The sequence below is a fragment of the Alteromonas sp. 76-1 genome (genome assembly GCF_900654235.1).
Lineage (GTDB): Bacteria > Pseudomonadota > Gammaproteobacteria > Enterobacterales > Alteromonadaceae > Alteromonas > Alteromonas naphthalenivorans.
Genome location: NZ_LR136958.1, coordinates 4,589,273 through 4,609,202, shown reverse-complemented (window position 1 = coordinate 4,609,202; position 19,930 = coordinate 4,589,273). Strand labels below are relative to the sequence as shown.

Below are 19,930 nucleotides of genomic sequence, written 5' to 3'. Positions count from 1 at the left end.
GCTTTATTTCACGCTTAATCATTAGCGTGAACTCATTTTTTCTGGAGGCAGAGATGATAATTCCAATCGATGCGGTTGATACCGAAACTCTACACAGCTTAGTGGAAGCATTTGTGCTGCGAGAAGGTACAGAATACGGCGCTGAAGACGTCAGTATGGAAACCAAAGTGACACAAGTATTAGATGCGCTTAAAAGTGGTGAAGCAGTATTGGTGTATTCTGAGCTACATGAAAGTGTGGATATCAGGCCAAAAGACGATGTGACATCCCACAGTGAATCTGCTCAAGAAGAGTAGAAATGCCTTAGGTTGCTTAATATTTGGTAGCGTAATAGTGTTTCGCTCAATAACTGACAGCTGAATAACGCATAGGCGCAAACTAAAGGCCCAAAAAAGCCGGGCGAGTGACCCGGCTACCTTTCATCAAAATAACATCCTAAAAACGAGAAAGGTTTAGAAACTGTAGCGTGCAGTTACCTGCATGATGTCTAAGTCATCCATAAGCTTGTAGTTGGCACCCACAGCCCACTGAGGTGTGATGTAGTAGTTTGCGCCTACTTTGAACGTGGCATCGCCATCTTCAACGTCGTAGTAACCTACTTCGCCCAGAAGCTCAACCTGCTCAGTCACCATAGAGCGAACACCAGCATTCACACTGTAGCCCGTCTCATCATCGACATCGCCATCGATACGCTCAAAGTTGGCACCGAAATATGCATCGGTAGTCGCGTTAAGTGGCATTCTGTAACCAGCACCTAGGGTTAGCATATCGAAATCGAAACTGCCTTCTTCAAAGTTGCTGTATTCACCGTTTAAGTAAATGTTGCTGTTTAATAGATATTTGCTGCTTAGTACGAAACCATCGGGTTCGAATGATTCGTTATCGTCAAAATCCATCTTGCTATAGCCACCTTCTACATAACGCCAGTCTGGAGACTCAGCTAACGTTGCAAAAGAAGCAACAGAGGCTGCGGTAGCGGTAAGTGCTGTAAGTAAAGTGATTGCTTTACGCATTGAAAAAACTCCTATTTATCGCAGAAAGAAAAAATACCTGCGCTTCAAATTTTGCGAACCTGTGCATCGTGATGTGCAAACAAATATCGCGAATTCCATCGTTAAATCTGAAGTTAGTTTTGCAAAGGGTTTGCCAATCACGATATGAGCTGATGGTTAAATAGACGATTTTTCTTTAACTTACAGAAAGATAGCGGTTTTTACCTAGCACTGCTTTTTATCACCGGAATAGATATTTCAAATGGCGATGATTATATGAACAATAAATCACGCGAAATGTGTATCTAAAAAACTACACTATATCCTTTCGTCTAATGTCTGGTACGTTTTTACACAGTATTAGTAAGTCCTTCCATCCTAAAATAACGTTTGTAAATGTTTGAAAAGATAGCGGTTGATGGTTATTTAACCCCTTTTAGATAAGTTGGTTCATTCTTTGCAACTGCTCTTAATGAGTTCAAGCGCGGTTAATTCGCTACCCAGTTCTTCTTCCTTTATGGGTAAGCGAGGTTCCTATTAAAAAAGCACCTTTGGGCATTCATCTACGGAGTTAGTTGGTGGCTTTTTTGAACGCGTTTTGGCATAGCCCTAATTCATGGAGATTACGACATGCACCAAGAGTTTAAACAAGACCGCTTTAATGGCGTGACACACGTCAGTAAAGCAACTAAGCGACGCCCTAGGTCACTTTTCTCTCGCGTTGCAGTTGTGATTATCAGTGCGTTGACATTATTAGTCGCGCCAGTGATTAATGCTGAAGGGGTGAGTAATAGCAACGAGCCTCGTGATGCATCCCCTATTCTTCAATCTGTTATCGACGCTGCCAAAGCGTCTGCCGAGGAAAGCTATGAGCAAAACGATCATGGCCTCGATGACGGATTAAAATCAATCGATTATCAAACCTATCGGGCTATCCGCTTTAATCCTGAAAAAAGCTTGTGGATTGGCGAGAACGACTACGAAGTACAGTTTTTTCATCCTGGCTTTCTTTATGAGTTACCTGTGACAGTTCACACTATCGATGAATCTAATAGCGCCGAGCGTATTCCCTTCTCTAGTGACATGTTCCGCTATGACGACAAAGCTGCACCGTTAGCAGGGCTGACCAACGATAAAACGGGGTTTGCAGGCTTTCGGGTTCATTACCCATTGAAAAATGAAACCTATAAAGATGAGTTTGCCGTATTTTTAGGGGCCTCTTATTTTCGTCTAGTGGGTAAGAACCAAGTATATGGTATTTCTGCTCGAGGGCTTGCCATTGATACTGCCCTAACGAAAGGAGAAGAGTTTCCTCACTTTACTGAATTTTGGCTTATTGAGCCAAAAGAAGGCCAACCTATTACGATCTACGCACGACTAGAAAGCCCGTCAGTGGCCGGTGCGTACAAGTTTGTTATTGAGCCGGGCATAGATACACAAGTAGATGTGCAAAGCTGGTTGTTTGCCCGCGAAGATGTAGAAAAGCTAGGTGTCGCCCCTTTTACCAGCATGTTTCTTTATGGCGAAAACAGTGAAAAACGCTCAGACGACTATCGCCCTGAAGTGCATGACAGCGACGGTGTATTAATGGTGACACATGCAGATGAAGAGATTTGGCGTCCACTGACTAACCCAGCAAGACTACAAATCACTTCGTTAAGTGACAGCGCGCCAAAAGGTTTTGGTATGTTGCAGCGCGATGGCGAGTGGGGCAACTACTTGGATGCTGAAGCAAACTATCATATTCGCCCGGGCCTTTGGGTAACGCCCACCGAAGGGTTCGAGAAAGGTCGCTTAGAGGTGGTAGAAATTCCGACTAACTCAGAGACGCACGACAATATTGTGGCGTACTGGGTGCCTGAAGCGCCATTACTTAGCGGTGAATCTCGTTATTTTGCGTACACCTTAAAAACGGTAGAGCGAAACGCCTTTGTAAGCGAGTTAGCAACCGTTATTCGTACACGCCAAAGTAAGCCGTCGTTACCTGGCGAGAAAGTGAAAGATGAAACAAAGCAAGGTCAGCGTCGTTTTATTGTTGATTTCTCTTCTCCTGACTTCTCTTCGCCGGAGCTAGCAGCACCTGAACTGGCAGCTAATGAAAATACGGCCACAAGCTTCAACCCAGACACTACCAAGCTTATTGTGCAAGGTAGCAATGGTGCAATTTCTCAGCAGCGCCTTTACCCCGTTAATGAAGGTAAAGAATGGCGCGCCACTTTTCTTCTTATGCCTAAAGACAAAAGCACGGTAGATATGCGTGCTTATATCGAGCTAGATGGCAAACGTATCAGTGAGGTTTGGAATTATGTCTATCAACCCAAGTAATGCTTCCATTTCCCCTAAATCCTCAACAAAGCGTGATCGATTCATCACGACAGGAGAGCACATGCGCTTATTTATAATGGCAATCTTAGTGCTTCCGAGTACGGCTTTGGCCGGTTGGAGCCTTTATGAAATTTTTCTTCCTAATGGGTTAACTAAGCTTGAGATGGCCCAGCTTGGACTAGGTCTAATGCTGTTCGCTTGGCTTTGTATGGCTTTTTGGACTGGTATTATCGGTTTTGTACTTCAGCTGTTTAATATTGACCCTTTAAGCTTACGTAAAAAGCCAAGTAAGCCTGATGAAGCCACACAGTTAACTCAGCGCCATGCAGTGGTAATGCCTGTATACAATGAAGATACGCGCCGAATTATGGTGGGTTTTGAAGCGTGTGTCCGTGAGTTAATGAATACCCCACAGGCTGAGCATTTCGATTTTTATATGCTAAGTGACACACGGGATCAAAATAAAGCAGATGCCGAGCTTCGCGCGTGGCAACGTATGACTAAGCGCTTAGGCAGCTACGCGTCACAGGTGTTTTATCGTCGCCGGGAAAAGAACCTTCATCGTAAAGTGGGTAACTTGAAAGAATTTTGCGAACGCTGGGGCGCGAACTACGAATCTATGATCGTGCTAGATGCCGATAGTATAATGACTGGCGAGCGAATGTTAGATTTAGCCCGCCGTATTGAACAAAACCCAGATACCGCGTTAGTACAAACTATCCCTATGCCGGTACGTCAAAATACCTTCTTTGGCCGCTTTGTACAATTTGCCGCACACCTTTACAGCCCAATGCTGGCAACAGGTTTATCATTTTGGCAAACCGATAGCGCCAACTATTGGGGGCATAACGCGATTATTCGCATTGCGCCCTTTATGCAGCATTGTGGTTTACCTAAATTAGAAGGCAGCGCCCCGTTTGGTGGTGAAATTCTTAGTCATGACTTTGTTGAAGCTGCGCTGCTTCGTCGTGCAGGCTGGCAGGCCTATTTACTGACCGATACCACGGGCAGCTATGAAGAAGTCCCTAGCAACGTTGTTGATTACGCTATTCGTGATCGTCGTTGGGTACAAGGTAACATTCAGCATTTAGGTTTGCTGAACGTGAAAGGCCTGAAAGCGGCTAACCGTCTTCACTTCTTATTTGGTGCGTTTGCCTATATTTCATCACTAATACTGTTTTGTATGCTAGCGCTAGGTACAGCTGATGCACTCATCCGTGCTACGTCTGTTCCAGATTTCTTTACCTCTGAATATCAATTATTCCCAAGCTGGCAGGTAGCCCGTCAGGACATGATGATGGTCACAATGTGGGGTACAGCCGCGTTGTTATTTTTACCTAAAGTACTAGGGATAGTATTGGCACTTATCAAACGCAGAGAAGAGTTTGGTGGTGCCTTTTCGTTACTGAAAAGTTCTGTATTAGAAATTATCATGGCTATTCTTATTGCACCGTTAATGATGTTTTATCATAGCTTCTTTGTGATCAGTGTTTTTGTTGGTCATTCTGTTAAATGGGAAGCCCAAGAACGTGAAGGTAAAAAAGTACCTTGGAGTGTGGCCTTTAAGCATACTCAAATTATGAGTTGTTTAGCTGTAATTTGGGGTGTGACTACATTTTATTACACACCATCGTTATTTATGTGGTTGCTACCTGTGTTAATTGGAATGGTACTGGCCGCGCCGGTTATCCGTATTACTAGCAGTGATGATTTGGGCATACAAATGCGTAAATGGGGCGTGTTTGTTATCGACCAAGAAGTGAATGAATGCACCGCGCTTAAACGTTTGCGGGTGGCTATGAATTACTTCGCATTGTCTCAGTACAAGGCAGAAGAGCCGGCACTACCTGAAAGTTTGTGGGTAACCATGCCTGAGCAAGTATTAAGTGAAAAGCCGCTGCCTATGCGTCCAGCATTAGTAAATAACGCATAGCGTGTTGTATACGTTAGTAAATTAAAGCGCTGAACATAAACAGCCAGACACAAAAAAGCCGGCAGCTTTACTTCAAAGGTAAAGCCCCGGCTTTTTCTATATAAGGTGTACTTACTGCGTGAACGTTACGGAGAAAGAAACCGGAACCGTAGTAGTAATACTCTTTAGCCCTGCAATTTTTTGCAATGCTTCAATACCTGCTGTTAATCCGAAAGACTCAGCTTTAATTAGCGTAGGCGCGGTAGTTGAAACCGTTAAAGTATCTGCGTTTACTTTGCTTGCCATTATAGAGAAGCTAGTAGGAACCGCCATACCATGCAAGGTTAAAATGCCATCAACTTTGCCGCTGGCCACTTCGCCGTCGGCTAAATTCAGCATTGACTCAGGTAAGGTTGCATCGAAAGTTGCTTCAGCAAATTCTGTCACATTGAATAGCATGTCTTGCATACGTGTATTACGAATATCGATCGACGTATTTACCGACGCCAAATTAACCGTAACACGTAATTTTCCAGCATTAGATAAACTGCCTTCAAAACTATCGAATTTATGTACTTCGGTAATTTGTGAATTCTTGGTAGAAAGGAAATGCAAAACACTGGTGTCGCTATCTAGGTTCCAGTCAGCAAGTGCAGGAAACGCAAGACCGCATGCAAGCAAGGCAGTTGTTACCTTGCGAATACGTGTCGTCACCATAATATTACTCCTTTAAATAATAATAATGTCCACTCGAGACTACTCGAAGATGGCATAGACCAAATAACCTAACGTACTAATTACGATGAGGGTTTACAAAATCATTATACTGGACAACATCTTTCCATGGCACTCTTTGATCGCCCATTACTACAAAATCTGGGTTCTCTAGCGAATGACGCTGGTTATAAGTAAGTGGTTCGAAGTTAGCAGCAGCAATACTGCCTCCGGCTTCAGATACTATGCACTGTGATGCACCTGTATCCCACTCACCTGTTACACCAATTCGCATAAATACATCGGCCTTACCTTCTGCAATAAAGCAGGCTTTCAGCGAACAGCTGCCTAATGGCAGGGTTTGATAAACCCGCTTTGCACACATTCGGCCTAATACTTTTTCGCGGCTTTGTCGGCGGCTAATGGCAATCATCACCACACTGTTTTTAGGATCATCAAGCTTACGAACGGCAATTTTCTCTTCCCCGTCAGGTGATGATTTATATGCCCCTTTACCCTTTTCGGCAAAATACAGCGATTGCCCAGGAGGCCAGAAAATAACACCAATTTTAGGCTGATTATTTTCAATAAGTGCGATGTTCACCGCAAAGTCACCGCTTCTGGCGATAAACTCTTGGGTGCCGTCGATAGGATCGATAAGCCAATAACGCGGCCAATCTTTTCGCTCTTCCAAGCTGGCATGCTTATTTTCTTCAGACAGAATAGGAATGTCGGGGGTGGCGTCGCTTAAGCGTTTAACAATAATATCGTTGGCAAGGTAATCGGCGCTAGTAACCGGAGAATCGTCTTCTTTTTGGTAAGCGTCAAAATCGCCTTTATCATACACTTTAAGCACAGCTTCGCCGGCTTCAACGGCAACAGTTTTTGCGAGCTCTAATAGTTCGCTGTGGGGGTGTTCATCGGGCATAATCTATTGGTCCTTCAACCATTTTTGAGCAAGTAACAGCGCAGCGATACAGCGGGCTTCAATAAAATCTTCACGGGCCAGTAAGGCATCTGCTTCAGCAAGGGGCCAGTGAATGACTTCCAATGGCTCAGGTTCATCACCCTCTAGTTGTTCAGGGTATAAATCTCTTGCTATTACAATGGTCATGTTGGCATTAAAAAAGGTAGGTGCCATGCTAACTTTGTGTAATTCAATCAGGTCATTCGCACCAAAACCTGCTTCTTCTTTCAATTCTCTATCAGCGGCTTCAAGGGCGGATTCGCCAGGATCGATAAGGCCTTTTGGAAAGCCAAGTTGATAGGAGTGAGTACCTGCGGCATATTCACGAATCAATACCATGGTATCTTTATCAATCATGGGAACAATCATGACGGCGCCACGATTGCCTCCTGCCATCCGTTCAAATTCTCGCGTTGCGCCATTAGAAAACTCTAAGTCTAGGCGCTCTACGCGAAAAAGCTTACTTTGGGCAACAATTTCCCGATTGTGAATTTGCGGTAACGGCTTGTTCGGGTCAATTTTTCGCATGTCTCTTGCTACAACTTTGTTATCATACCTACTGTAACTAGCTTACTTCATTATAAGGAAAATCGCTTGCCCTTTCTGCCCTGGAATGAAATTGATACGGTGTTGTTAGATATGGACGGCACCCTACTGGATTTGCACTACGACAACCGGTTTTGGCTAGACCATTTGCCAACGCGTTTGGCTGAAATTAAAGGTATTCCGGAACAAGAATGTCGTGACATGATGGCCTCACATTATGAAAAAGTGCACGGTCAAATTCAGTGGTATTGCCTCGACTATTGGGCAGAAACACTGGATATCGATATTATGCCGATAAAGCGAGAGCTAGCGCACCTTATTGAAATTCGCCCCGATACTGTCCCTTTCTTAGAGGCGTTGCATCAGTCTGGTCGCGAGGTGGTGTTAGTGACTAATGCACACCCTGGTAGTTTATCGTTAAAAATAGAGCGTACGCAGTTAGACGCGCATATCGATAACTTAATTTCCACGCATGAGTTTGGTGTTACTAAAGAGTCGCAGTTGCTGTGGCAGAAGCTACATGCGCGCTTGAACTTCAACCCAGCGCGAACCTTGTTTGTAGACGACACAATACGAATATTAGATGCGGCAAAAGAGTTTGGTATACAGCACCTTCTCGCGGTTGATAATCCTGACAACACTTTACCGAACCGTAATATTACCGAATTTCCTGCTGTTACCGACTATCGTTTAATGTTAGACGATATTTTGGCAAACCCTGTCTCTAGCAACGAAGGAGGTAAACATGCTGAGTAAATTATTTGTAGGGTCTAAAAACCCGGTTAAGGTAAATGCAGCGCACATCACGTTATCCATTACCTTAGAGCAAGATTTCGATGTTTACGAAGTTGGCGTGCCTAGTGGGGTATCTGAGCAGCCAATGAGCGAAGAAGAAACGCGGCTAGGCGCGGTAAACCGGGTAAAAGCACTTATTGATATGCACAAAGACGAGACAAACGATTCGTGGTATGTGGCTATTGAAGGTGGCGTTGATGTATTCGAAGATGGTCCTGCTACCTTTGCTTACGTGGCGATTTATAACGGCGGACGCATGTCGATAGGCCGAAGTGCCAACTTGCCGTTACCCGTTAGCGTGTATCAAGCATTACAGCGGGGCGAAGAACTAGGCCCTGTTATGGATAAGTTATTTAATACCACCAATGTGAAACAAAAAGGGGGGGCGATTGGTCTGCTTACTCTTAATCATGCTTCTAGACAAAGTGTTTATGAAGTCGCGCTTACATTAGCCATGGCAAAGTTTCATTTTCCCGATTTATATACCGATTGATATGCAAAATATACGCTGCTAATTGCCCTTAAGATAACATCGTAAATAGCAGTGTTTTACTTAAAAACACTCTGTAAGCTCTACCGAAATGGTGATAAATTTCCGTAATAATTTCTTATCGAGCTTTTTTCGAATATCGCTCATAATGTCTAATCTTTAGTCTATCTTGTTGATCTTTGGTTGGAAATATTAGGTTGGCTGATCTGGCTCTGTAGTTGCACTACTATCCATCACAAACGGATTAAGGAGTGTGACAATGAGCGAGACAATCAACACGTATAACCCTGCAACGGGTGAGAAGCTAGATCATTATCATTTAATGTCAGCGGATGATGCAGAGCAAGCGGTAACCCGCTCGCAAGAAGCCTACTTAAACTGGCGCAGAACTTCTTTTGACGCCCGTGCCCAATTATTCAATAACCTTGCTGATTTGATGGAAGAGCGTATTGACGACTTATCTAACCTGATGACCCGAGAAATGGGTAAGGTAGCTGAGCAAGGTAGGCAAGAAGTGCAGCTATGCGCAAATATCTGTCGTTATACGGCAGAACATGGTGCTGAAATTCTTGAAGATGAACATCGTATTTTTGAAGGTGGTCGTGCCATCATCAGTTACCAGCCTATTGGCGTGATCTTAGGTATTCAGCCTTGGAATTTCCCCCTTTACCAGGTTATTCGCTACAGTGTTTCAAACATTATGGCGGGTAATACTACCGTACTTAAGCATGCTAAAAATGTATTTGGAATGGCCGTGGCTATCCAGCAAATGTATGAAGATGCAGGCTTCCCCAAAAACGTCTATCAGTCGCTATTAATTGATGGCGGTACGGCGAGTGACTTAATTAAGCATAAGCACGTTCGCGGCGTAACGTTTACAGGCAGTGATGAAGTGGGCAAGCAAGTTGCTAAAGAAGCAGCAAGTTTGTCTAAAAAGACCGTGATGGAGCTAGGTAGTAACGATGCTTTCATCGTACTTGCAGATGCCGATATCGACCAAGCGGTTGAAACCTGCATTATGGGCCGTGTTATCAATAACGGTGAAACCTGTGTAGCAGCTAAGCGCTTTGTTATCGTCGATAGTATTTATGACGAATTCAGAGATAAGTTTGTTGCCCAGTGCAAAAAACTTAAAGTAGGCGACCCTGCCGACGAAAATACCGATCTTGGTCCTATGGCACGTGAAGATTTACGTGATGAATTACATGACCAAGTTAAAGCGTCACTTGAAGCGGGTGCAACGCTATCGTTAGGCGGTGAAGTACCAGATAGTAGTGGTTATTTTTACCCTATCACTGTATTAGAAAATGTCTCACCAGGCATGCCGGCATACGACGATGAATTATTCGGCCCAGTGGCTTCGCTAATTCGCGTTCGTGATGACAAGGAAGCGATGACAGTAGCAAATGATTCACGCTACGGTCTTGGTGGTGGTATCTTTAGTACTGATACCGACAACGCTATCGCCCTTGCCAAAAACGAGTTCGATACGGGTATGGTAAACATTAACGGTTATTCGTTAGCTCAGCCTAACTTGCCATTTGGCGGTGTTAAAGACAGTGGTTACGGTCGTGAGCACGGTGGCTATGGTATGCGTGAATTCGTTAATATCAAAACCATCATGATTGCAGAGCAGCAAAACAGCTAAGCGTACCAATGCGGTTAGCCCACAGTGTTGGGCTAATCTGCAACAAGGCGCTGAATAGGAGTACGTAGTATGTTAGTCACATCCATGAAATCTAGTTCAGCCCGTGTTGCGAAACCGCACTGTTCTAATGTAGGTACAAAACTAAGTATTGGGCTGGGGTTACTTACCTCAGCCTTTTTTGTTTATGCAGCGCCTTCGGCCAACCCGACAGCCAATCCAACAGCAAGAGCGGGTGATTCCGTTCAGCAGTCGTTGCCGCAGCATGCATCAATGGATACAAGCGCCACGACCGTATGTGAAGGAGTTTCATTACAAGTGCTTGGCTCTGGCGGTCCAGAACTCGATGATGGGCGTGCTTCTGCATCCTACCTTCTTTGGAAAGACGAAAAGGCTAAAGTATTGGTAGATGCTGGGAGTGGAAGTAGTGTTCAATTTGGCGCGTCGGGTGCTGATTTTACCGATGTGGACACCATCTTATTATCTCATTTGCATACTGATCATGCCGCCGACCTACCCAGTTTTATCAAGGGAAGTTATTTCACACGTCGAGATACAGATTTAACCGTCTATGGCCCTGCCGGTAACGACCTTATGCCAAGTACTCAAGCGTATCTCAATGCGCTGATAGGTAAAGAAGGGGCATTTAAATACCTGTCTTCTTATACCCAAGAAGGTGAAGATGATTATAAGGTGTCTGCACACACTGTTGCAGATACCACTTTTTCCACATCCATTAGTGATGATATCAGCATAGAGGCTATATCGGTGCACCATGGCCCAATCCCTGCGTTGGCGTGGAAAGTTACTATTGATAAATGTGTTGCCGTCTTTTCAGGCGACACCAACAATGCGGATGGAACATTAGCCAACTTTGCTAAGCATGCCGACGTGCTTGTGTTGCATAATGCTATTGAAGATATTGAAAAGGGAGCGGGTAGCGCTGCCACCAACTTACATATGACGCCTAAGCAAATTATTGAAATTGCTAAAGAGTCAAAAGCAAAACGTATTGTGCTTTCTCATATAATGAAGCGCAGCGAAGCAGGGCTAGATGGGCTTACTGAGGCTATTGCGGTTATTGCTCCCGGTCGGGTGTTTGCCGCGCAAGACCTAATAAATATTCCATTGGTTAGCGACCTTACTCGAGAAGAAGGCCGCTAACTTATATAGCATTGCGCCTATTGTAATTTAATGGCGATATAGCCATTCGCATCGGGTTGTCCGAAGAATTTAGACGCCTGATGTACTTCTTGAGGAAGGCTATCATCTGGCTTAAATTTCCCGTCTACCTTAACTTTTTTCATGTCTGGGCTAACTACAGCATCAATAGAAAGGCCAAGTAGATTTGGCTCGCTGACCACAATACCAATGTCGTCACCCACACAGCGAAGTTTGGCAGAATAAGTGCCAAAGTCGATTGGGCCTTGTGTACCTGCAACGGCGGCATTCAACCAATCACCTGTGCCTTGTAGCGCCACACACTGAGGGCCAAAAGTAAGTTCGTCGAGCTTCACTTTAAATCGCCCGCTGGCGTTAACTGGCAGAGGCAAATTCACTTGCGCCAACACGCGGTCTACGGGGAGATAAACTGAAAAGTTTGTGGTTTCTACTTTGTTTGTATTAAACAAACTGGTTTTAAATGGCCCTTCAAAAGCAATGTCGTTTACATCGCGAATGTTCCCAGCTTTTACATGCGCACTTACTTTTCCAATCAGCAACGCAAGGGGGCTAAGCTCCCAATTAACGTTATTAATAGGGAGTCCGTTCACCACGATGGTTTGCGCCTTACCCGTCCATAATGTGCCACTGACACCGCTAATCGATACATTTTTTGGCAAGTCTACTCTGCCAATCACCTGAATAGCAGGCATGTAAGCAATTGCAAAAATTAGAAAGGCAACAATGCCACCCACTAGCCAACCAAACTTAGACTTCATGCTTTTCCTAACTGTAAACGGCGAACTTTGATGTAACCTGGATCATCAGCTTCAGCAATATCGGCCTGAATGATGACAATGCCCATGCCTTCAAGGGTTTTTAACCATTCCAGCACATCATTAAAAGGGGCTTGGTCTATCCAAACTTGTAACTCATCATCTTGCGGTTGCATACGCGAAATAGCGATGCTGTGACTTGACGTAGTGCGGTTAACGGCTTGAGGTAGTGAACCTCGAAAAGGCGTAGCGCGGTTGCTGCTTTTTCTGAGTTGTTGAGCGCGAACGGCACTGTCTTTTACCCATACCAGCAAGCTTTGTTGGTTATCTAGCAATTGCTTTTGCTGATGCAAAGCTGCATTAAGGGGCGACCAAATCAAAAAATAAAATAAACCAATAACCACTACCACAGCAGAGATCATTACCAGTATTTGTTCGCGCTCGGTAAGCGCTTTAAATTTGCTGACTAGTGCGTTCACAACACACTCCTAATTGATACCGTGCCAATCACATTGTCATCACGGTTATTGATAGCCCCTTGCTCAACGGTAAATCCAGCACCTTCCGCCTGTCGGCGAAATTGCTCTAATGCCTCAAAGCTTTTACCTTGCGCTTGAATACGAATTTCGGTGCGGGTGGCATCAAACCGTAACGTTTGTGGTTTTACTTGTGTGCTAGCAAAGGCTTCTGAAAGCTGATCTAGCATCACTAACATAGAGGCGTCGCCGCCAGTTTTTGATAATTTATCAAGCTCATATTGCAGCTTAAGCTTCACGTTACGATAAACGCCAATATTGGGGAACCCAGATTTTACCGCTTGATCTATTTCACTGGAGAGCGCCGCGTTATCAGATTTCAGCTGGTACAGGGTAACGGTTTTATCAACCAGGCTGGTACATAACACCAGTACCGCTAATACAGCCGCGACACGCCATTGTGCCCACGCATTGTTACGAGTACGCTTTACTTTATACTCGCCCTGAAGCAAGTTGAAACTGCTCGACATCGCCTCTTTGGCTAGCACATGCATAGGTAGCTCAAGAGGGGCGTCATTTACCGTAATATTCGGCACACCGCTTAAATCAATACCCGCATAGTTGGTAATGACAACCGGGGCTTCTTGTTGGCTGGTGAAATGGCCTAGGGTGGGTAACAACCACGCTTGCTCGCCCTGTATACCTTGAAAGGTATCTTGGCGTACCAACATTTGCTCGCCTAGGGTGAGTACAGACCAACCGTTTTCAGTTACCGGTACGGCGAGTACATCAGGAATTAGATGGTTACAGAACAAGCCTGCATCAGCTAACCATTGCTGCCACATTTGAAGTTTTGCATGACTTACCACGGCAACGGCTTGGCTATCGCCTACTTTAGGACCAATAGCAAAAAACTGTTCGCTAATATCAGTGGCTAATTCATCTTCAAGCATGAAGGGCAAAGCAGAAAGTACCTTTCTACCCGCTCTTGGCGGTAAAGCTACCCATTTAAGTAATATTTCGCTGCTAGGTGCTAATGCAATTACCGCACGGTGCCCAGCGCGTTCCGCTAAGGTAGAAAGGGCGTCGGCATTGGGAAGTTCACCAGAAGCGATAATTTCTTCTTCGGCTGTAGACCATACTAGCCAGCTAATTGGGTCGGCCTCGGTGGCACCTAACCTAATCAGGAGTTGTTCCATTATTTTACGCCTCCAAACTCGCGCTTTATTATTTTTACGCCCGCGTCACTACTTGCGTTAAATACGGTAGAAAGTTGAAACGTTGCTTTATTGTAACGGGTCTTAGTGTGCAAAATAAAATACTCAGTGGTTACCGTAAACCATTCTTTTCGGCTATCAGATAAACTTAATGCTTCAACACTCGGCTCGGCCAGAAATTCGCTTACGTCTTCCCAGCCATCTTGTGGGCGGTTACCCAGCAAGCTAGTGGCTTGTTGTAAATCTAACCCCGTTAAGCCGGCTAATAGCGCTGCATGTTCTTCATCAATGGTATTCACATTAATGGCTAGGGTGTCGTTGTCGGGAATTACGCAAACCAGAGGAAGAATTTCATTCAACCAAACCGCAGAGACACCATTAATAATACGCAATTCGCTTGTCGATGCCAGTAGTCCGTTTGCTGCTAAGTAAGGAAACTCTCTCGACTCATACTCGCTATCTTCTGCGCCATAAGGGCGCATATTGTCATCCTCATCTACCCAGTCGGCCAAACTGTCTCGCACGGTATCAGCGGTAAAGCTGTTTAGATCGTCAATTTCAAGGGCCAAAAGCATAGTGTGAAAGGCATCCATCGCTTCGGTAGCGCCATCACCACTATTCACGTTTGCGCTAGCGCTGCCTTGTAGAATAGCGTTTAAGTTAAAGCATGCTTGAAGGTCGGTAAGGTTCGCCTGTAAACCGCCATTGTCTAACGGGTACATAAATTCCTGTGCCCAGGGCTGGTCTAGCGAAATTTTATCACCGGTTTCTTCCATCAAGGTTTGAAGCGACTTTCTTGCAAAGGCCTCGGCGCCCAAGGCATACCAGTACGCTTGATTACTGTCTTTAATATTCATGGTGCGCTGAACTTGCAACTGCAAGCGGGTACCCATTTCAGTGGCCAATACAGATACCAGCGCTACAATCATAAGCACAATCATAAGCGCCACGCCTTGTTGGCGAGAAGGCAGCGAACTAGGTGTTTTTGTAGGCGCTTTGATAGCCGTTCTAATAAGAATGCCCATTACGCCGAACCTCCTGTTAAGGCAAACTCACGACGTACTAAACCAAAATCTTTACTTACAAACTCAATTGCCACCGCAGTGGGTAACGCTTCACCTTGGTAACTTTCACTCCAACTTAGATCGTCGCTGTCATCAGTACTACTTTCAGCGCTAATGAATTCAACGGTAAAGCTTTCTATATTTTCAAGCAGGGTACGGGTCTTAGGTTCATAGCCAATAACATTATCGACGTAGTTGCTATAAAGGCGTTCTAGTCGGTCTTCATCAAGGCGATATGCCACGTATTGTAGGGTGCTTCGGGGCAACATGAGTTGAGGGTTGTGCCAACCGCCGCGCACAAAGCCAATACCATCACCGTCACTATCATCTACCTCGCCGCCAGCCATCACTACGGTTTGGGTTTCCCCTTCAGCGCGAACTGGCCGTGGCACCGCTTGTTGAATATCACGCTCTATGATGACCATGGCACGTTGTAGTTGCTGTAACTTCTCAAAGCGCTCGCTAGATAAGTCGTTGCTATCAATTACCGTGGTTAGCAGGCCTGTAGATGCCAAACCAATGAGCGTAAAAATAGCCATGGCAATCAGAATTTCAATCAGAGTAAATCCGCGCTGCTTCATTAAATGCCTGCGCTGGTGGGCTTGGCCACAAAGGTAGTTACTGACGTGACACTGCCAGAATAATCCGAATCTAAGCCTACGCTGACACTTACCGAGCGAAGTTCATCGTCATTGGTTTTGGTTACTTTTTGCTGCCAATACCAAGTACGGTCAGCCATTTCCATGCTGCCTTTTAAATTGTTCTTAGGTGGCCAAGTATCATCAAGCTGTAACTGGTTTAGCCGGTTACTGGCAACATAGCTGGCAAAGGTTACCGCTTCAATTTGCCCTACGTTATTTAAGTGATCCCCTGCGGCCTTTAAAATAGCCGTACCGGTTAAGGCAAAAATAAGTAGTGCCACCATGACTTCAAGCAGTGTCATGCCTTTTTGATTGTTGGGCGAATGCGAAAACGGGCTTTTCACTGTTCTGGGCTCTCAAAGGGGCCAGCCAATTCTAGTGGCGGAAACTCTTCATTGTTCAACGCAAAATAAACGGGTTCGTCGTTAAAGTCACCTTCATACGCAAAACTAAGGCTGAAGGGGGTAATATCGCCACTAGACATGATTAATATTTGCGGCGGTGGCAGTTTCTTTTCTTCTTCACTGCCTATTTCAACACCATCTTCAGACACGCTTAACGTTTCGTCGAATATGCCTCTGTCAAAAAGTTGGTCTTCTTTATCCCAAGGCAAGTCGTCTAAATTTAGCGTAAATGAGAAGTCTTCAGGTAATGTATGGGCTTCGTAGTATTTCTCGCCTTCAATGCGTTGCCACTCATCATTTTCATCTAAAAAAACAAAGTAGTATTCGTTGTCTTTTTGCTCAATACGAATGCCAAGTTGCTGCTGGTTTAGCACAGCATAATCGCTTGCCATATCGACCAATACTTGTAGTCGTTGGGCTTGGCTTTTTAGCAAGTCTGCTTTACTGGCGCCAAAGGCATTGAACATCACGTAGCCGGCCGCTAAGCCCATAAGCAACAGTACTAGCATCACTTCTAATAGCGTGAAGCCAGTTTGCTTGTTGTGAGGATGAAAGCGGCCAAGCATAAAATAACTTAGTTTAAGTATTCGTTAATGTTCCAGTTACCAATATCGTCATCGGTACCTGGTTCACCGTCTGGGCCATTTGAAAAAATATCTACTACGCCTAATTCTCCTGGGCTAATTAGCGCATAAGGGTTGCCCCAAGGATCTTCTGGCAAACGCTTGATGAAACCGCCTTCTGGATAGTTTCTTGGAATGGGATCAAGGGTTGGTGCGGTTACTAACGCTTCTAGCCCTTGCTCAGTCGTTGGGAACTTATTGTTTCGAAGCTTATACATTTCAAGCGCGCTTTCCATTTGCTGAATATCAACGGCGGCTTTTTTAAGTTGTGCCACTTCTTGGTTACCCAAAATTTGCGGCGCTACCATCGATGCCATAATGCCGATGATAAGTAGCACCACCATTACTTCAATCAAACTAAATCCAGAACTACGTTTTAAGGTTTTCATCAGATATTCACCATATTGTTTAAGGCCAAAATAGGCTGCAAAATTGCCATTACGATAAACAGCACTATGCCAGCCATCGACACGATAAGTAGAGGTTCAAATACTTTTAATGAGACACCAACAAGGGCTTCAAATTCCCTATCTTGGTTATCGGCGGCGCGACCAAGCATTTGCTGTAATTCGCCAGACTTTTCACCCGATGCAATCATGTGCATCATCATTGGCGGGAAAATTTTGGTATTGTCGAGCGCAGCGCGCAAGCTGCTCCCTTCTTTTACATTAATAGCAGCATCGGCTACCTGATTCTTTATATGCTGGTTTTCAAGTACATCGCCAGAAATGCGCATAGATTCAAGTAAAGGCACGGCGCTGGCACTTAATATACTTAAGGTACGTGCAAAGCGAGCGGTATTAAGCCCGCGGGACACTTTACCTATAAGTGGAAGCTTCAAAATAACTTTATGAAACCTTAGCTTCATCTTTTTCTGCTGAAGTACACGCTGAACAATTACCGCCAGAATAGCCACTACTACCAGCAAGATAAGGCCGTAATTTTGTAGCCAAGTACTCACCGAAATAAGTACTTGGGTAATACCTGGAAGGTCTTGCCCCATATGGTCGAATTGACCCACAATTTTAGGTACAACCACCGTCAGCAATAACATCACAATGCCGAAAGCGAAAAACAGCATAAGTGAAGGGTAAATAAGTGCTTGGGTAATTTGACTGCGAGTTTGCTGGCGTCGTTCGGTATAGTCGGCAAGGCGATTAAGTACCGTATCTAAGTGACCGGATTTTTCACCTGCCGCCACCATGGCGCGGTATAAGTCGTCAAATACACTAGGAAATTCAGACAAGGCATCGGCTAAACCATGACCTTCAACCACTTTGCTTCGAACAGCCATCATCATGTTCTTTTGACGGGGCTTTTCACACTGCTCGGCAACCGCCAGTAAGGCTTCTTCTACCGGTAAAGCAGATTCTACTAAGGTAGCCATTTGACGGGTTAACAGGGCCAGATCTGAGGCTGAAATTCTCGGTTTAAAAAACGAGAAACCACCACTTTTACCGTCACTTTTTCCGCGCTCGGTAACTTGTTCTACTTCTAAAGGAATAAGGCCTTTTTCACGCAATTGCTGGCGCACTTGGCGAGCATTATCGCCTTCCAGTACACCATTTGCGTTACGGCCACGGTTATTTACCGCTTTATAAGCGAAGGCGGCCATACTAATCCTCCTTGGTTACACGCAGGACTTCTTCTAAAGAGGTAACACCTGCAAGTACCTTACGACACCCGTCATCCCGAATACTGGGGGTAGAGTGCCTGATATATTTCTCAATGGCCTGTTCACCCACGCCTTCATGCATCATTTCGCGCACTTTCTCATTCACCAGTAATAACTCGTGAATACCCGTACGACCTCGGTAGCCGGTTTGGTTACATGCGGCGCAGCCGTGGGGTTGGTAAATGGTAAAGTTGCTATCGGCATCAATATTAAGGGCTTCACACTCTTGTGGGTCGGGCGTGTGAGGGGTTTTACACTCTTTACACAGTGTGCGCACTAAGCGCTGCGATAATACCGCCAGTAAGCTTGAAGAAAGCAAAAAGGGTTCAATACCCATATCTTCTAAACGGGTGATAGCACCAGCGGCGGTATTGGTGTGAAGGGTCGATAACACTAAGTGACCCGTTAAACTGGCTTGAACCGCAATTTGTGCCGTTTCAACGTCTCGAATTTCCCCTACCATCACCACATCAGGATCTTGTCGCAAAATTGCTCGAAGGCCGCGGGCGAAGGTCATATCTACACGCGGATTTACCTGTGTTTGACCAATGCCGGGTAAGTCGAATTCAATAGGATCTTCTACGGTTAAAATATTGCGGTCGCGAGAGTTAATTTCACTAAGACCTGCATACAAGGTGGTACTTTTACCAGAACCTGTTGGGCCGGTAACCAATATAATACCGTGAGGTTTTCTAATTAACGAAGAGAAATGGTCGCGGTTTTGCTGGGTCATGCCTAAGTCTTTTAGGTTTAACCGTGCGTTATTTTTATCTAATAAACGCAGCACCACACGCTCACCATGGCTAGACGGCATAGTAGACACACGTACATCTACCGCGCGGCCTGCAATGCGTAGGGTAATACGGCCATCTTGCGGTACCCGTTTTTCAGCAATATCAAGTTTTGCCATTACCTTAATACGAGAAACCAGCATGGAAGAGAGCTTACGATTGGGGCGTAGAATCTCTCGTAATACACCATCTACACGAAACCGAACCACTAACTGGTTTTCAAAGGTTTCAATGTGAATATCCGACGCGCCTTCTTTAATCGCTTCACCTAACATGGCGTTAATCAGCTTGATGATAGGGGCGTCGTCTTCGTTATCTAATAAATCTTCGGTATCAGGTAAATCTTCTGCAAGAGCAAACAAATCGCTCTCGTTACCTAAGTCTTCCATTAACTGCTTTGCTGCAGAACTATCACGCTGGAATGCACTGGTTAGAAAGTTTTCGAACTCATCTGCAGCGATAGTTTTAGGTACAAAAGGTTCGCCGTAAAAGCGGCGTACTTCGGCAAACACTTCAAAAGGGGTGTTTTCCGTAAAATACAGCACAGCAGGAGTGACATTGGTTTCAAGCAATACTTGATTACGCTTAGCAAAGCTGAACGAAAGCTGGCGAGGGCCAGCCACGGCTTCTGGTAAGCCTTCTTCATCAACCATTGCTTCGAGCGCTTCTTCCTGTGCCTCTACCGCAAGGGTGAGTTGCTCGTCTTGACCTGCCAT

The 19,930-nt window shown here is 45.0% G+C and carries 21 protein-coding genes; 7 read left to right on the top strand and 14 right to left on the bottom strand.

The features are described from left to right. Window positions 1-53: 53 nt before the first annotated feature. Complete coding sequence (locus ALT761_RS19585) at window positions 54-296, top strand: YheU family protein (RefSeq protein ID WP_129740442.1); 243 nt, start codon at window positions 54-56, stop codon at window positions 294-296. A gap of 156 nt (window positions 297-452) precedes the next feature. On the opposite strand, the gene ALT761_RS19580 is transcribed toward ALT761_RS19585, so the two are convergent. Continuing rightward, entirely contained in the window at window positions 453-1,013 is a 561-nt protein-coding gene (locus tag ALT761_RS19580; protein ID WP_129740441.1) for an outer membrane beta-barrel protein, read from the bottom strand. Window positions 1,014-1,622: 609 nt separating this feature from the next. Here ALT761_RS19580 and ALT761_RS19575 point away from each other — a divergent pair. Together ALT761_RS19575 and mdoH are read left to right on the top strand one after the other, a co-directional pair. Continuing rightward, entirely contained in the window at window positions 1,623-3,317 is a 1,695-nt protein-coding gene (locus ALT761_RS19575) for a glucan biosynthesis protein (RefSeq protein WP_129740440.1), read from the top strand. After that, window positions 3,298-5,250 (top strand): glucans biosynthesis glucosyltransferase MdoH, encoded by a 1,953-nt coding sequence (gene mdoH, locus ALT761_RS19570; RefSeq protein ID WP_129740439.1) that lies wholly within the window; start codon window positions 3,298-3,300, stop codon window positions 5,248-5,250. Before ALT761_RS19575 ends, mdoH begins: the two co-directional genes overlap by 20 nt. Before the next feature lie 111 nt (window positions 5,251-5,361). Here the strand turns inward: mdoH and ALT761_RS19565 are convergent, their stop codons facing one another. The 3 genes from ALT761_RS19565 to nudE form a co-directional block, all read right to left on the bottom strand. Beyond that, window positions 5,362-5,946 (bottom strand): YceI family protein, encoded by a 585-nt coding sequence (locus ALT761_RS19565; protein WP_129740438.1) that lies wholly within the window; start codon window positions 5,944-5,946, stop codon window positions 5,362-5,364. Between the two features lie 76 nt (window positions 5,947-6,022). Beyond that, a complete protein-coding gene (gene cysQ / locus ALT761_RS19560; RefSeq protein ID WP_013786682.1) occupies window positions 6,023-6,871 on the bottom strand; it encodes a 3'(2'),5'-bisphosphate nucleotidase CysQ in 849 nt (282 codons plus the stop codon). Window positions 6,872-6,874: 3 nt separating this feature from the next. Next, the gene (gene nudE, locus ALT761_RS19555; protein WP_057795243.1) at window positions 6,875-7,438 is read right to left on the bottom strand and encodes an ADP compounds hydrolase NudE; all 564 of its coding nucleotides are present in this window, start codon (window positions 7,436-7,438) and stop codon (window positions 6,875-6,877) included. A gap of 66 nt (window positions 7,439-7,504) precedes the next feature. Here nudE and yrfG point away from each other — a divergent pair, with 66 nt between their 5' ends. From yrfG to ALT761_RS19535, 4 genes are all read left to right on the top strand, one after another. Then, the gene (gene yrfG / locus ALT761_RS19550) at window positions 7,505-8,212 is read left to right on the top strand and encodes a GMP/IMP nucleotidase (protein ID WP_129740437.1); all 708 of its coding nucleotides are present in this window, start codon (window positions 7,505-7,507) and stop codon (window positions 8,210-8,212) included. After that, a complete protein-coding gene (gene yjjX, locus ALT761_RS19545; RefSeq protein WP_013786679.1) occupies window positions 8,202-8,744 on the top strand; it encodes an inosine/xanthosine triphosphatase in 543 nt (180 codons plus the stop codon). Before yrfG ends, yjjX begins: the two co-directional genes overlap by 11 nt. 256 nt (window positions 8,745-9,000) lie before the next feature. After that, window positions 9,001-10,389: an NAD-dependent succinate-semialdehyde dehydrogenase gene (locus ALT761_RS19540; RefSeq protein WP_129740436.1), complete on the top strand. Its 1,389-nt coding sequence runs from the start codon at window positions 9,001-9,003 to the stop codon at window positions 10,387-10,389. Between the two features lie 69 nt (window positions 10,390-10,458). Continuing rightward, a complete protein-coding gene (locus tag ALT761_RS19535) occupies window positions 10,459-11,550 on the top strand; it encodes an MBL fold metallo-hydrolase (RefSeq protein ID WP_129740435.1) in 1,092 nt (363 codons plus the stop codon). 17 nt (window positions 11,551-11,567) lie between these two features. Here the strand turns inward: ALT761_RS19535 and ALT761_RS19530 are convergent, their stop codons facing one another. From ALT761_RS19530 to gspE, 10 genes are read right to left on the bottom strand one after another with little or no spacing between them, the layout of a single operon-like run. Continuing rightward, window positions 11,568-12,326, bottom strand: a complete 759-nt coding sequence (locus ALT761_RS19530) for a type II secretion system protein N (RefSeq protein ID WP_013786676.1) — start codon at window positions 12,324-12,326, stop codon at window positions 11,568-11,570. Next, window positions 12,323-12,802 carry a type II secretion system protein GspM gene (gene gspM, locus ALT761_RS19525; RefSeq protein WP_013786675.1) on the bottom strand — a complete coding sequence of 160 codons (480 nt, stop codon included), beginning with the start codon at window positions 12,800-12,802 and terminating at the stop codon, window positions 12,323-12,325. The genes ALT761_RS19530 and gspM overlap by 4 nt, the downstream gene beginning before the upstream one ends. Then, the gene (gspL, locus tag ALT761_RS19520) at window positions 12,799-13,998 is read right to left on the bottom strand and encodes a type II secretion system protein GspL (RefSeq protein ID WP_129740434.1); all 1,200 of its coding nucleotides are present in this window, start codon (window positions 13,996-13,998) and stop codon (window positions 12,799-12,801) included. The genes gspM and gspL overlap by 4 nt, the downstream gene beginning before the upstream one ends. Further along, window positions 13,998-15,041: a type II secretion system minor pseudopilin GspK gene (gene gspK / locus ALT761_RS19515; protein ID WP_129740433.1), complete on the bottom strand. Its 1,044-nt coding sequence runs from the start codon at window positions 15,039-15,041 to the stop codon at window positions 13,998-14,000. Before gspK ends, gspL begins: the two co-directional genes overlap by 1 nt. Then, window positions 15,041-15,661: a type II secretion system minor pseudopilin GspJ gene (gene gspJ, locus ALT761_RS19510; protein WP_013786672.1), complete on the bottom strand. Its 621-nt coding sequence runs from the start codon at window positions 15,659-15,661 to the stop codon at window positions 15,041-15,043. Before gspJ ends, gspK begins: the two co-directional genes overlap by 1 nt. Next, window positions 15,661-16,065 carry a type II secretion system minor pseudopilin GspI gene (gene gspI / locus ALT761_RS19505; protein WP_269472490.1) on the bottom strand — a complete coding sequence of 135 codons (405 nt, stop codon included), beginning with the start codon at window positions 16,063-16,065 and terminating at the stop codon, window positions 15,661-15,663. The genes gspJ and gspI overlap by 1 nt, the downstream gene beginning before the upstream one ends. Continuing rightward, window positions 16,062-16,691, bottom strand: coding sequence for a type II secretion system minor pseudopilin GspH (gene gspH / locus ALT761_RS19500; protein ID WP_129740432.1), 630 nt, complete (start codon window positions 16,689-16,691; stop codon window positions 16,062-16,064). The genes gspI and gspH overlap by 4 nt, the downstream gene beginning before the upstream one ends. An 8-nt stretch (window positions 16,692-16,699) precedes the next feature. Further along, the gene (gene gspG / locus ALT761_RS19495; RefSeq protein ID WP_013786669.1) at window positions 16,700-17,137 is read right to left on the bottom strand and encodes a type II secretion system major pseudopilin GspG; all 438 of its coding nucleotides are present in this window, start codon (window positions 17,135-17,137) and stop codon (window positions 16,700-16,702) included. After that, window positions 17,137-18,363 carry a type II secretion system inner membrane protein GspF gene (gene gspF, locus ALT761_RS19490; RefSeq protein WP_126872108.1) on the bottom strand — a complete coding sequence of 409 codons (1,227 nt, stop codon included), beginning with the start codon at window positions 18,361-18,363 and terminating at the stop codon, window positions 17,137-17,139. Before gspF ends, gspG begins: the two co-directional genes overlap by 1 nt. A gap of 1 nt (window position 18,364) precedes the next feature. Beyond that, window positions 18,365-19,930 (bottom strand): type II secretion system ATPase GspE, encoded by a 1,566-nt coding sequence (gspE, locus tag ALT761_RS19485; RefSeq protein ID WP_129740431.1) that lies wholly within the window; start codon window positions 19,928-19,930, stop codon window positions 18,365-18,367.

What these genes read in the sequence shown, in the direction of transcription:
- gspH (WP_129740432.1), bottom strand. Translation starts at nt 16,691, where the DNA reads ATGCTTGGCCGCTTTCATCCTCACAACAAGCAAACTGGCTTCACGCTA.
- gspG (WP_013786669.1), bottom strand. Translation starts at nt 17,137, where the DNA reads ATGAAAACCTTAAAACGTAGTTCTGGATTTAGTTTGATTGAAGTAATG.
- ALT761_RS19580 (WP_129740441.1), bottom strand. Translation starts at nt 1,013, where the DNA reads ATGCGTAAAGCAATCACTTTACTTACAGCACTTACCGCTACCGCAGCC.
- ALT761_RS19540 (WP_129740436.1), top strand. Translation starts at nt 9,001, where the DNA reads ATGAGCGAGACAATCAACACGTATAACCCTGCAACGGGTGAGAAGCTA.
- gspE (WP_129740431.1), bottom strand. Translation starts at nt 19,930, where the DNA reads ATGGCAGGTCAAGACGAGCAACTCACCCTTGCGGTAGAGGCACAGGAA.
- ALT761_RS19585 (WP_129740442.1), top strand. Translation starts at nt 54, where the DNA reads ATGATAATTCCAATCGATGCGGTTGATACCGAAACTCTACACAGCTTA.
- ALT761_RS19530 (WP_013786676.1), bottom strand. Translation starts at nt 12,326, where the DNA reads ATGAAGTCTAAGTTTGGTTGGCTAGTGGGTGGCATTGTTGCCTTTCTA.
- gspF (WP_126872108.1), bottom strand. Translation starts at nt 18,363, where the DNA reads ATGGCCGCCTTCGCTTATAAAGCGGTAAATAACCGTGGCCGTAACGCA.
- gspL (WP_129740434.1), bottom strand. Translation starts at nt 13,998, where the DNA reads ATGGAACAACTCCTGATTAGGTTAGGTGCCACCGAGGCCGACCCAATT.
- yjjX (WP_013786679.1), top strand. Translation starts at nt 8,202, where the DNA reads ATGCTGAGTAAATTATTTGTAGGGTCTAAAAACCCGGTTAAGGTAAAT.
- mdoH (WP_129740439.1), top strand. Translation starts at nt 3,298, where the DNA reads ATGTCTATCAACCCAAGTAATGCTTCCATTTCCCCTAAATCCTCAACA.
- ALT761_RS19535 (WP_129740435.1), top strand. Translation starts at nt 10,459, where the DNA reads ATGTTAGTCACATCCATGAAATCTAGTTCAGCCCGTGTTGCGAAACCG.
- cysQ (WP_013786682.1), bottom strand. Translation starts at nt 6,871, where the DNA reads ATGCCCGATGAACACCCCCACAGCGAACTATTAGAGCTCGCAAAAACT.
- gspK (WP_129740433.1), bottom strand. Translation starts at nt 15,041, where the DNA reads ATGGGCATTCTTATTAGAACGGCTATCAAAGCGCCTACAAAAACACCT.
- nudE (WP_057795243.1), bottom strand. Translation starts at nt 7,438, where the DNA reads ATGCGAAAAATTGACCCGAACAAGCCGTTACCGCAAATTCACAATCGG.
- ALT761_RS19575 (WP_129740440.1), top strand. Translation starts at nt 1,623, where the DNA reads ATGCACCAAGAGTTTAAACAAGACCGCTTTAATGGCGTGACACACGTC.
- gspJ (WP_013786672.1), bottom strand. Translation starts at nt 15,661, where the DNA reads ATGAAGCAGCGCGGATTTACTCTGATTGAAATTCTGATTGCCATGGCT.
- ALT761_RS19565 (WP_129740438.1), bottom strand. Translation starts at nt 5,946, where the DNA reads ATGGTGACGACACGTATTCGCAAGGTAACAACTGCCTTGCTTGCATGC.